Annotated in this window: 12 protein-coding genes, 1 pseudogene and 1 riboswitch; of the genes and pseudogenes, 2 read left to right on the top strand and 11 right to left on the bottom strand. The window is 33.2% G+C overall.

What is annotated here, in order from left to right:
* Positions 1–217: 217 nt before the first annotated feature.
* Positions 218–355, top strand: coding sequence for a hypothetical protein (locus tag ACUXEY_RS27840; protein WP_461302057.1), 138 nt, complete (start codon positions 218–220; stop codon positions 353–355).
* A gap of 213 nt (positions 356–568) precedes the next feature.
* Here the strand turns inward: ACUXEY_RS27840 and ACUXEY_RS27835 are convergent, their stop codons facing one another.
* The 8 genes and pseudogenes from ACUXEY_RS27835 to ACUXEY_RS27800 all read right to left on the bottom strand — a co-directional run bounded on the left by ACUXEY_RS27835 (position 569) and on the right by ACUXEY_RS27800 (position 7,887).
* Positions 569–763, bottom strand: coding sequence for a hypothetical protein (locus ACUXEY_RS27835; RefSeq protein WP_461302056.1), 195 nt, complete (start codon positions 761–763; stop codon positions 569–571).
* 581 nt (positions 764–1,344) lie between these two features.
* Positions 1,345–1,428 (bottom strand): annotated as a pseudogene (locus tag ACUXEY_RS27830) (ABC transporter permease); the annotation flags it as partial.
* Between the two features lie 60 nt (positions 1,429–1,488).
* The gene (locus ACUXEY_RS27825; RefSeq protein WP_461302055.1) at positions 1,489–1,698 is read right to left on the bottom strand and encodes a heterocycloanthracin/sonorensin family bacteriocin; all 210 of its coding nucleotides are present in this window, start codon (positions 1,696–1,698) and stop codon (positions 1,489–1,491) included.
* Positions 1,699–1,992: 294 nt separating this feature from the next.
* Entirely contained in the window at positions 1,993–2,682 is a 690-nt protein-coding gene (gene tenA / locus ACUXEY_RS27820; protein ID WP_098520624.1) for a thiaminase II, read from the bottom strand.
* A 124-nt stretch (positions 2,683–2,806) separates the two neighbouring features.
* A riboswitch (TPP riboswitch) is annotated at positions 2,807–2,912 on the bottom strand.
* Between the two features lie 72 nt (positions 2,913–2,984).
* Positions 2,985–3,899, bottom strand: coding sequence for a D-alanine--D-alanine ligase (ddlB, locus tag ACUXEY_RS27815; protein ID WP_461302054.1), 915 nt, complete (start codon positions 3,897–3,899; stop codon positions 2,985–2,987).
* Positions 3,900–3,903: 4 nt separating this feature from the next.
* Complete coding sequence (gene pdxR / locus ACUXEY_RS27810) at positions 3,904–5,352, bottom strand: MocR-like pyridoxine biosynthesis transcription factor PdxR (protein ID WP_461302053.1); 1,449 nt, start codon at positions 5,350–5,352, stop codon at positions 3,904–3,906.
* 165 nt (positions 5,353–5,517) lie between these two features.
* Entirely contained in the window at positions 5,518–6,558 is a 1,041-nt protein-coding gene (locus ACUXEY_RS27805) for a homoserine dehydrogenase (protein WP_461302052.1), read from the bottom strand.
* 87 nt (positions 6,559–6,645) lie between these two features.
* Positions 6,646–7,887 carry an esterase/lipase family protein gene (locus tag ACUXEY_RS27800; protein ID WP_461302051.1) on the bottom strand — a complete coding sequence of 414 codons (1,242 nt, stop codon included), beginning with the start codon at positions 7,885–7,887 and terminating at the stop codon, positions 6,646–6,648.
* A gap of 263 nt (positions 7,888–8,150) precedes the next feature.
* On the opposite strand from ACUXEY_RS27800, the gene ACUXEY_RS27795 reads away from it, so the two are divergent.
* Positions 8,151–8,492, top strand: a complete 342-nt coding sequence (locus tag ACUXEY_RS27795; RefSeq protein WP_461302050.1) for a DUF3914 domain-containing protein — start codon at positions 8,151–8,153, stop codon at positions 8,490–8,492.
* A 74-nt stretch (positions 8,493–8,566) separates the two neighbouring features.
* Here the strand turns inward: ACUXEY_RS27795 and ACUXEY_RS27790 are convergent, their stop codons facing one another.
* From ACUXEY_RS27790 to ACUXEY_RS27780, 3 genes are all read right to left on the bottom strand, one after another.
* Complete coding sequence (locus tag ACUXEY_RS27790; protein WP_461302049.1) at positions 8,567–9,238, bottom strand: lipoprotein BA_5634 family protein; 672 nt, start codon at positions 9,236–9,238, stop codon at positions 8,567–8,569.
* A gap of 66 nt (positions 9,239–9,304) precedes the next feature.
* Entirely contained in the window at positions 9,305–11,236 is a 1,932-nt protein-coding gene (locus tag ACUXEY_RS27785) for an ABC transporter permease (RefSeq protein WP_461302048.1), read from the bottom strand.
* Positions 11,211–11,981, bottom strand: coding sequence for an ABC transporter ATP-binding protein (locus tag ACUXEY_RS27780; protein ID WP_461302047.1), 771 nt, complete (start codon positions 11,979–11,981; stop codon positions 11,211–11,213). The genes ACUXEY_RS27785 and ACUXEY_RS27780 overlap by 26 nt, the downstream gene beginning before the upstream one ends.
* Between the last annotated feature and the right edge of the window lie 322 nt (positions 11,982–12,303).

The following is a 12,303-nucleotide window of genomic DNA, read 5'->3' as shown; positions in this document are numbered from 1 at the left end:
TTTGGCCATGAAAAATCCCCTCCAAGTAATAGTGTAACATCCATGTGTATACATGGTCTTTTTCACACTGTCTACCTAAAGGGGATAATATCACTCTAAATGAGATGGTCTTTTCTATTTACGTCTTACTTTTCTCCTAAACAGCCATAGATTACTGTCCAATCTCCCCCTCCTACTCTTCGCATAGCATATACTAAAAAGGAGGTACGTACTTAATATGTCAAACTATTATTACGACCGTTCACATAAGTGCTATCGTAAGAAACGTAAAAAGTGCGATTGTCATTGTGAACTTCGCAATCAAACGTTATCATCAGGTCCTTTATTCCGTAATGCTGCCGCTGATTTTATTTAAGTTTCTGCACTTAATCAAACAGACGAACCACAAACTGTAACTATAGCTGTTCAGAATTACCAAGATACGTGTGATGGTGATGTTTATCCTTCTTATGGATATCTTTGTGGGGAATTAATTAACGATGATAATGGAGGTTCGGATGATACTGTGCGAAACGGTAACGGTGGATGTATCTATTGTGAGCCTGAGGGAATAATCCCGTTTATTGGTTCATCTTCTCGCTCCTTTACTAATTAAATCTTCTTCTGAATACGAGAATGTATTATATACCCCACAGTCATCTTCAGGGCAGTACAAACCGTATTCATGAGGTTTCAGTTGAAATTTCCTACTAAATAATTTTGCACCTACTTTGGTTTCATCAAGCAAATTTACTTCATAATCTCGATTTAATAGGATTCCCATAAATACAGTACCATCCTATTTCCTTATTACATTCTTTACATTTAATTTTTCCTTATACTTTATCACTCATCGTTACTTCCCCTCATATTATGTATATCCAATTATGTCTAGGTTCCCGGGCTCCTATGAGATAACTTTACCACCCGACACATAAATCGTACAAATTGAAAATGACGTTTTTGGGAATTTTACGAAAAAATATTTTGTATCACCAATCAACCCAGCAAATTGACCAGACTCAATAAGAAACACAAAAGCCGCGATACATATGCACCGTGGCTGAATATATAAATGAAATTGGTCTTTTCGTCCTTCTTGCGGATTCTTACAGCCCTTGCCCGTTCTCCGGTAACGTTTTGTGATAAATGGGCTATGATCATGGATTATGAACGTATAGATAGGTTATCCCCACACTATTCTTTTTTCAAAGAACTGTATAGGTATAGCGTAATCTTGATTCTGTTTTGAGAAATCCCCGGAAACGTCCCCTTTTTTATCGAAAAAAAGTCCTGCATTTATGCAAGACAAATATAAATTTAGGACCTTACTTAGAAAAAATTACTGACGAGATTTCATACTACTTATTCTTTTGGAGACGGAAATCTTGCGGCTTCAAAATGTGTACTATTTTCTACATTTGAAATAACTCCAGTTACATGTGTTTTAATTAAATTCATTTATAAAAATTATATAATGCTTCATAAATGGATTCCTTTTTTCAATTATCAATATTCATATGTTACAATAGTACCAGTTGTATCAGTAGTACCATTAAAACCACCACAGCGACCTCCACAACCTCCACAACGACGAGCAGCATCTTCAATATAGTAATATGGATATTGGTTTAGTTGGTCCCAATACACAATATTTCCAGACTGGTAATCATTAAGGCTTAACGCTTGTAGTTCTTGTTGAAACTTATTCATTTTCATGACCTCCGTTTATACATTTCAACCTTTTCAATGCTTTCCGATATTTCTGTTCGTTAAATCTAAGTAGAGATAGCGCTATAAACTAAGTCCAATACGTACACCTACAAAATATGACCTATCAGTAGATGATGCACCTTGTTCATATACGTATTTTTAGGTTGTTTTTTCCATGGGCTCATTTTTATAAATTGAAAAAAGACGCACTTAGAATGGTGCGTCTTTTTGTGATACTTCTTTTGTAAAATCATACACATAGTTATTATCCATACCTATGAATAGCAATACCCCTACTCATTATCCAATTACATCTTTTACTTCTGTATTCACTGGCCACTGTTCTAACGTATAAGCCATTTCCCAAAATGAATATTCATATTGACTACTAATAATAAAATGCTGTTTCATTCGCTTACGATCAGACTCTGTCACCTTTTCAGCGATAATATCTAAACGTGTAATTTGCTCTTCAACTAATGTACGGAACCAATCAGATCCGTAAGCAGAAATCCATTCATTATAAATTGGCTCTTCTGGCTGACACTCTTTTAAACGTTCTCCAATTTCATAATACAACCAATAGCAAGGTAAAATTGCTGCGATGATATCGCCTAAATGCCCTTCATACGCCGCACGATACATATGTGAAGTATATGCGTATGCGGTTGGAGCAGGAATAAAATTATCTTTTTCTTCTTGTGTAATCCCTAGTTTCTTCGCAAAATTCTCATGTAAAGATAATTCTGCTTCATATGTATTTTGAGCATGGTGTGCCATACGAGCAGTCGTTTCTAATTCCTGTGCTTTTGCAGCCCCTAACGTTTGTACTCTAGCAAAATGACTCAAATAATATGAATCTTGAAGCACATAATAGCGAAAACTAGCTAAATCTAACGTTCCTTCACCAAGTTTTTTTACAAAAGGGTGATGAAAACTAGCTTCCCAAATTGAATCTACTTCTTTACGTAATGATTGTGAAAAAGTCATATAAATCCCTCCAAGTAATTTATTTAATTTAGTTATTTATCCACAGTTATTAACGCTTTAAAATAAAAAAACTTTCTTTACAGACATAAAGAAAGTGAAATTGACAGTATTTATTGATGAAATAGCAATGTCTTTTCCACTTCCCTACGCTGGCATTAACCAGATCAGGTACTAAGAGTCTCAAATTTCCATTTGATCTCAGCCTCTAATAGGCCCCCCTAGTGGATAAATATTTAATTTTCGTATTGTATTCATCATAACATACTTCATGTTACTGTCAAAAGTATTCATGATACTGCTACTTAAAATCCTTCTTCTTTTCTTACTCTCAATGAAGTTTCAATAATCATATCTAATAGTTTACTATAATGAATACCAGCTGCATCTGCACTTTTTGGTAGTAAACTTGCTTGTGTCATCCCTGGTAATGTATTAATCTCCATTACATATGGAATACCGTCCTTCACCATCATATCAACCCTTGCATAAACGCTGCATTTCAATGCTTTATAACAAGCCAGTGACGCTTTGTTTACACGTTCCTTCAGTTCAGCTGGAAGTTCGATAACTTCTTCAATTGTACTAGCATCATCATATTTCGCATTGTAATCAAAGAACTCAGCCGCATGCCGAATTGAAATGATAGGTAACTGTTTCCCATCAAAAATGGAACATGTAATCTCTTCACCTTTTATATATTTCTCTATTACTACTTCAGAATCCCATTCGAACACAGTTTCCAGCATTGAAATTAATTCGTCTTTATTGTAGACAATCTTTACTCCAACACTTGAACCACCAGAGTTTGGTTTTACTACTAACGGAAATCCTAACTTATCTAATTCATCAACATTAAGATCCTCCATTTTTGTAAGTTCAATCCAATCTGGCGTTTCTATTCCTTCATAACGTAAAATCTTTTTCGAAATATTTTTGTTCATACATATACCGCTAGATAACATATTGCTGCCGCTATAAGGAATACCTAAACTTTCAAGCGTTCCTTGAACTGTCCCATCTTCTCCGTATTTTCCGTGTAATGCGAGTAGTGCAAAATCAATGTCTTTCGCTTTTTCGATTAAATCCATTTTTTCATTTAACGTAATTGGTACGATTTCATATTTATTTTTATCTAAATTTGCAATCATTTCGTTTCCAGTCATAATTGATACTTGTTTTTCAGAGGATACTCCTCCCATAATAACGCCAATTCTCATTTCCTCAACTCCAAATTTCATTTTTTATTGTATCACCGATTATTTTGATTCCCCGAACTATTTCTTCTTCTTTCAGGCGGGAAAATCCTAATCGAAACGTGTTCGCTCCTCCTCCATCAGAGAAAAAAACATCTCCAGGAGAAAATGTAACCCCTTGCTCATAACACTTTTGTAAAAGTGTGCGGGCATGAATTTTTTCTTCTAACTCTATAAATAAATGAAGTCCACCATCACCGGTCATTCTTTGAAACGGAATGTACTCGTTACACGCCCCAACAGCTAACTCATATTTTTTCTTATAAACAGACCTTGCCTTTTTTAAATATTTTTCAAAATATCCTTCATGTAAATATTGAAATAAAACCGCTTGATCTAGCGTTGATGTGTGTATTGTTCTTGCTCTTTTTACACTTTCTAAATGATGGATTAGCTCTTTATCTGCGATGATCCATCCTACACGTAAACCAGGGAATAGTACTTTTGAAAAGCTACTAATATAAATCACATTATTACCAGCGCCAGCAAAAGTTAATAATGGTGCTAAATGTGAACCTGAATAACGTAGCTCTTCATTAAATCCATCCTCTATAATAGGAATTTTATATTTTGAAAATAAGCTCATCAGTTCTGTTCTTTTCTCTGAACTCGTAACAATACCGGTTGGATTATGATAAGAAGGAATTAAATAAGCAAAATCAAACTCTTTTTCACGCAAGCTTTTTTCAACTTCGCTCGTATCAATACCATCTTCATTCATATTAATTCCATGAATTTCAAGGCCATGTAAGCGGAACAACTTCAAAGCAGCATGATGTGTCGGATTCTCACAAATAACTCGCCCTGATTTTTTCGATAGCGAAGATAGTACAATGTCTAATCCTTCTGTAAATCCATTTGTAATTAATATATCTTTATTTGAAGTATCTACACCTTTCATTTCCATATAATGAAGTAGATAGTTCATTAACGGTCTATAACCTTTTGCGTAGCCGTAATTTAATACGACATCACCTTCAATGGACATACGAGTAAGAAAAGCTCTTTTGAAATTTTCCACATCAAATAGCTTTTCGTCCGGAGAAATACTGTTAAAAACTATCATTCCTTTTTCCCAGCGGACACCATGTTTCATTAAATCTAATTCATCCGCTAATAAGGTAACTGTATTAAGTTTATTTTTCCAATCTATTTCAACAGACGAAGTGTTTGAAATATCAACCTTCGCAACAAAATTCCCTTTTCCTTTAACTGCATAAATAAGCCCTTCTTGCTCTAAATCTGCATACGCAGCAAGAACAGTATTTCTGCTCACACTTAGTAATTCACTTAGTTCCCTTGTTGAAGGGATTTTTTGATTCCCGAGCAAATGCCCTTTCATAATCATCTTTTTTACATAATCTTTCAATTGAATATAAACGGGACGCTCTTTCACAACTTTAAAATCTTTAAACAATTCCTTACCCCCTACAATCATTTTTGCATATTTATTTCATTCTCAAAAGGTCCACTACATATGTATTTTTTATAAAGGGCGGTACGGTTTTATAGGGTGCAGCTTTAATCAAGGGGAGATTCATGCCGCTCATTGATTATTAACTCTCACCACTCAGGAGTTTTACTACCCGTTAATACGTGACAAATCTTTACGATATAAGTTAATTATATCTTTTAAAGCAGCTGCTGCGGCTCCGCGTGGATTAGAAGCACCACCAATTGTAGTAACTTGCCCCATCGTATCGGTAAAGAACGTAATCCCTTTTTCTGTCCCATTTACTTTTGCCAGCGGATGATCTTTATCTATTTCGCGCGGTTCCACATTAAGAGCCACATTTCCAACCTGATCCTTATATGCAGAAGCTATCAATTTAATATATTTATTATGTTCCTTAGCATTTCGAATTTGTTGTTGCGTAACATGTTCGATTCCTTTTATATGTATATCTGAAAGCGTATTCTCTGCTCCCATTAAACTGTTTGTTAAAAGTAACAATTTACACGCACTATCAGAACCACTTACATCTAATATTGGGTTCGTCTCAGCAATTCCTTTACTTTGCGCCTCTTTCAATGCTTCTTCAAACGTAATATCTTCCTCATTCATTTTCGAGAGAATATAATTTGTAGTCCCGTTTAATATTCCTTCTATTTTTTCAATATGGCATCCAGCTAAACTAAATTGCCCAATATCTAGTGTCGGTAATGCCGCAGCAGTTGCACCACTATATCGAATTCGTACATTTGTGATTTTTACTGCTTCATTTATTTCTCTCCAGTTTGTAACGAGCGCACCTTTTGAAATTGCTACTATATCCATATGTTTCTCAATCGCTTGCTTTATATATTGTTTCCCTGGATTTCCATCTTTAAGATTTGTAACAGTCGATTCCACCAGTACAGTACCACTTATGTTATCTGTTGCTCGTTCCTTCGGATGATGTTCAATATATTCTTCAATTGCAGAGCTACCGCTACCATACCTTAATAAGTGATGAATAGATAAGCCATCCTCATTATGAATTGCAACATTTCTACCTAAAACGCCACTTAAAACTAACTCTATACCATATGTTTCATATATATATGAATATTTTTCATTTAGTAATTTTATAAACTCTCTTCCTACTGTTCCATATCCTGATAATACAACTTTAATTTTCATAATATCCCCCCATATTTTTCTACCATATCCCTCTTTCAATATAATATAAAGCGCCCTCGAATTCCATCGAGAGCGCTTTATTATTACCTATTTTGGTAATCTTGATAGCTTTTCTACAATTGTTCTATAAAACTCTTGAATACTAGAAAAACCTAACGTGTCTGAAACACTAAGTCCTATCATGTCGAGATGGTCCCAATTTGCTTTCGTTTCGATATGATTCCATTTTCCAATCTGTAAAGCCTCATTATTATTTACAGCAGTATTATAAAAAGGTGCAATCATAGAATTTGTATTTACTACACCGTCATTTTGCCACCAAGAAGTATCAATGAATGGACGATTTTCTTCATATCTCGCATAAGAACCTAGGAAAAATGCATTGCCCATTAACACTTTATTCATCGTTATATGAGGTATATGTAAACCTGTTATAGGTGCTGCTTGTGATGCATGTCCACTATAGGATAAGTAATACACATCTGATTGCGTCTTTACCCAATTATTAAGCTCCTTTGCACCATCTGTACTTAAATCCCATTGACTTATATCTTTTGTATCTTTCCAAAGTGAACTATTTATAATACGATCAGTATATTGGAAAAAGGACTCTCCAGTATTCTTCTTTATCCCCCATTGATCCAATTTAAAATCATATAATGATAAATTACTGTTTCCTCCTAAACTTGCAGCTGCAATGAGTAAATCTTTTACAAACGGCAACAGAAGGCTTCCATCAGCAAGTGTTGTCCCATTGTGAGGAGTTGCTAATGTTGTCACACTATGAACATATGATTTCTTGCCCTCAAATAGTGGTGATATATTCGTGTTCGGATGATTTTTCACATAATTTTTTTCTTCAAAACTACCTTCTTTTAATAGCTGTACTAATGTTCTAATCGTTTGTCCACCCATGCTATGCCCAACTAAATGAACTTTATTTGTTTCACTCCAATTCGGCGCAAAACCACTATAAGTTCTACCAAAACGATTGTGTCCATGTTTCTCAGCATGTGCGCCACCGTAGTCTACTGTACCACCATTAATTTGAGCATATAATTCACATGCGCGATCCCAGTTACTAGAAACAGGTCCAACAGCAGCAGTATGTACTGTATAGCCACTTCTTTTTAAATCTTCTTGTATATCATGAACACCACCCCAATATTTAACCCCTAACATTTCTTCTCTACCCCACCCAGCAAATCCATTCACTAGTATGATAGGATAATTATTTTGCTGCTTCTCTTCAGCGTAAGTTATTTTTGCTACTAATAAAAACATAGTCCCTATTGCTAATAAACATATTTTTAAAAATAATTCCCCCATGCTTCCTCCCCCTAATAAAACGTTTACATTTTTCTATTAAAAATGAGTTCTTAACTTAAACATAATGTAAAGTATTTTATATACATTGTATATAGAGAAAACATACACAAATGTTGATAAATATTAATTCAAGTGAGGAATTAATTTTACAATATAACTTGTAAATCTGATTATTAGGATTTATAATTAGATGTGGTTTCCTCATGTAAAATAGCTTTAATAATTACAAGAAAACTAATTTTATTACTTAAGGAGGAAAAGGCATGCAAATCGGATTAAATATTCATACATTATCTCAACCTACTAAAATAACTCCGTCTAATCTTGAGCATAATACGATCTCTTCTACTAAACTTGAAGATAAAAAATCAAATGATCCCATCAAATTTGATATTCGTTCATCTGAAAAAGAGATGAAACAACCTGAGCATAAATTTAATGAATTAGATTTATGGAAGATGCTAAAAGATAAAGGTGTTCCTTTATGGATGATACTTGAAATGCTTCAAAAATTCCGTAAAGAGAAGGAATCTCAAAATAATTCGGTTCAAAATCCAAATGTGATTGAAGAAACAAACGAGACTCGATTAAATGAAGTAATGTAATCTATGTTATATGAATGCCCTAAACTAAAAAGAGTTCGAGGTTGATAAAATTTCTATCAACCTCGAACTCTTTTTTAATATTTTTCTCCAATCGTTACAAACTGAAATGATACTTCCCCTTGATGATCTTTAATTAACTTTTCTACTTTTACTTTTTCATTTATTAATGTATTATCTGTCGACATTTTAGGTTTTTCATCACCTAAAGACTCATTCAAGTGGAGAAGATGCATTTTCGTTTCATTTGCTTTTAATTCTTTATACACACTATCTTTTGCTACAATTACATACCATTGCGTTGGATATTTACGAGTGTTACCTATCCAAGCATCACTACCGTATTTAACAGCAATCTCATTGCCTTCTAATTCAATACTTTTTAAATTTTTTTCATCTTCTTGTGCCAACAAAAGCGATCCTTCTTTTGGTAACTTTGGTAACGTATCTATAGGTCTAAATTGGGATCCATTCTCTCTTTTACGAAAAACCTTTGTTTTAATCAATGCTTGTGCTGTAGATTCATTTAAAATTAATACTTGTCCTTGTCCAAATGTACCTGTTTTCACAGAAAACACTTCATTTTCTTTCGTAATTTCCTGATAACGATTCATAATTGATAAAGTATTATTTTCATCTCCAATGATTAATACACCGTTAGCTGGAAATCTGTTTTCATTTTTAGAGCATGCACTTAAACTTATTAACATTAATATACTTAAAATGAAAATAGATAATATTTTCTTCATCACAGTTCCTTTCATAACTCAAATTGTTTTTACATGCTTTTATGCAGTCTTACTTGCTCATATTCCCTACTGTTCCATAGTTTTATAAAGCTTTTGTAAATAACGCCAACGAGTCATATAGAAATATAAAACTTGTATACAAATAAATGAAATTAAAATTACAATAGAACTATTTAAAATAGAAAAATCGACTAATTGTTGCAATGCCATATAAGCAACCACTGTGTGAATTACTGCAATGATAATCGGTAAAAAGAACATTAATAATAACTGTCTCGTTACAACTTTTTTCAACTCCCGTTTACTTAATCCCATTTTCGAAATCATTTTATATTGTTGTTGATCGCGATCCAAATCAGTATATAACCGGAAGTAAATAAAACTAGCGGCAAATGTGAAGAAGACGATTCCAACTAAAACACTTGCCATCAATAATAATCCATTCGTTTGTTTTGCCTCTAATAAACTTAAAGTCAAAGCTTGAAAATAGAAATTACCTTCTCTTGCATCTTCATCGAATATACTATTTAATTGATTTGAAATTTCTTTCGTCTTTATCCAGTCATCTACAACAAATCCGTATGTACGATGTTGAATAACTACATCATCTTGATTGGTATTAAAAGGAATACCATCATATACACGATCTTGAACTGCGATAAAAATACCGCTCGTATCATGTGGTAAAACTAAATTTTCTACAGCTTTTTTCACACGAAATGTCTTTATCCAATCTCCTTCAATGACTTCAATATTCTTTTTATAATCACCATTTTTAAATTCTTGTTTTTGTGATACCATTCCAGGGATTAGTAATATTTCATCTTCTTTTTCAATTGTTTCTTGTTGATATCCTAGTGCTCTCGCAAGTTCGTTATATTCACTTAACTTCATTACATATACATTACTTTCTGTATATTTATAAGAAGATGAAGCCGTTCGATATGGAATGTTCGCATCAGCAAGATGTTTTTTTATAATAGAGAGATGTTTATCCACCATTTTATCTTTTTCAGGTCCTACATATAGAAACGTATATGGGTTTGTCATCCTTACCAATTCTTTATTCCCAATAGCAGCTGTCGTACCAATTGCTGTAAAAGCAACCGCTGAAATAATAGACACTATAAAAAACATCGTTGCATTATCTTTCATACGGTATATTAATTCTGAAAACGTTAATATATTTGTTCTTTTTAAAAAGAAAGATTCACTCCTTTTCGCAAGATGCAATATATAAACGCTACATTGTGTATATAAAAAGTACGTTCCTATAATTACTAAGAGTACACCCATTACGAGCATAATAAAACTATGATTTTGAATAAAGCGAAATACTGAAATGTATCCATACCCTATACTAATTAAAGAAAGTAACGATAATATTATTGAAGCTTTCGGTTCAGGCTTTGGCTTTTCTCCAGCTTGAATAAGTTCCACAAGTTCGGTTACTTTAACCGTTTTAAATGTAACTAACGAAACGATTAAAAATAAGACAAGAAACGTGAAAACTGTTAATAATACAGCCTGCACCGGTATATAAAAAGGTAAGCCATTACTAATCATTAATACACTCGCACTTATTAGTAAAACTAGTTTAGAAAATATGAGGCCAATGAGTATCCCAATACAAATTGAGCCAAGTCCAATTAACATATTTTCAATTAACAATAACTTCTTAAGCTGTCTCATTGACATACCTTGCATCATTAAAATGCCAAATTCTTTCTTACGCGTTTTTAAAAACGAGCTCACTGAATATAGAATGAAGAAGAATGAAAAGACAAAAATCAAACCTTGGGATATTTGAAATCCTAATGTACCAAATGTACTTATTGTTTTACTTGTCGATTTCAACTCCCCCTGTAAATCAGGATGGAATAATAAAAGTGCATACGTAAAGAAAATCATAATCGAAAATGCACTACTTAAAAAATGGGCAGCATATGTACGTTTATTTCGAAAAATATTATTAAATGCGAACTGACGAAAAGTCATGCCTTTTCCCTCCTAACAAAGAAAGGACATCCATAATTTTTTGATAAAAGGTTTGCCGGCTTTCACCACGATAAATTTCGTTATATAGTTGACCATCTTTAATGAAAATTACTCGGCTGCAAAAACTAGCTGCATACGGATCATGTGTAACTAACATCATCGTTGCCTTTTCTTCCTTATTAAGCGTATCAAGCATCTCCATTACATCATTTGAAGATTTAGAGTCTAAATTCCCGGTCGGTTCATCTGCAAGTAATAATTGCGGCTTATGAACAATTGCACGAGCAATTGCTGTTCTTTGAGCTTGTCCCCCTGAAATTTCAAACGTTCTTTTATTCAATATATCTGTAATATTTAATTTCTCTGCAATTTCTTCTACTCTTTTGTTCATTTCTCGCACAGAAACACCATCTAAAGTCATCGGCAATACGATATTTTCCTTTACTGTAAGTGTGCTAAGTAGATTAAATGATTGAAAAACAAATCCTAATTGTTTCCTGCGGAACAAAGCTAAATCTTCTGATGTTAACCGGAAAGGATTTGTACCATTTATTAAAATTTCTCCTGAGGACGGAGAATCAATAGTAGATACCATATTTAATAGCGTAGTTTTCCCGCTACCGGATGGGCCCATAATCCCTATAAATTCACCTTCTTGAATTGATAAATCAATATCTACTAATGCTTTAAAAGGTATTTTCCCTTTATATACTTTACTAATATTTTTTGCATGTAAAATTTCCATTTCTATTCTCCCTTCATTTGCACTTCTCACAATAGAGTGTAAATGAATTGTCTTATAACTCATATTGATTCATCTTTCATTTATCTTACACGCTTGTAAGTTTTCTAAAAAAACTGACAAAAAATATTTTCAAATTAAATTTAATGTATAACTATCTTATAATAATCGTATAGTGGCAGGAAATACAATATCCTATCTTTATTATATAAAAAAGAAAAGACCGATTATAGTCTTATCCCTGTCAAGTAGACAGTATTAAAAAGACTAAGCAGCCATCGAGATTCGATATTCTATCGGAGCTCGATGGTTGAGTCGTTTTTGG

The sequence above is a fragment of the Bacillus sp. F9_6S_D1_P_5 genome (assembly GCF_054823925.1).
The sequence above is the reverse complement of the archived record's forward strand: the minus strand, read 5'-3'. Positions and strand labels throughout refer to the sequence as shown.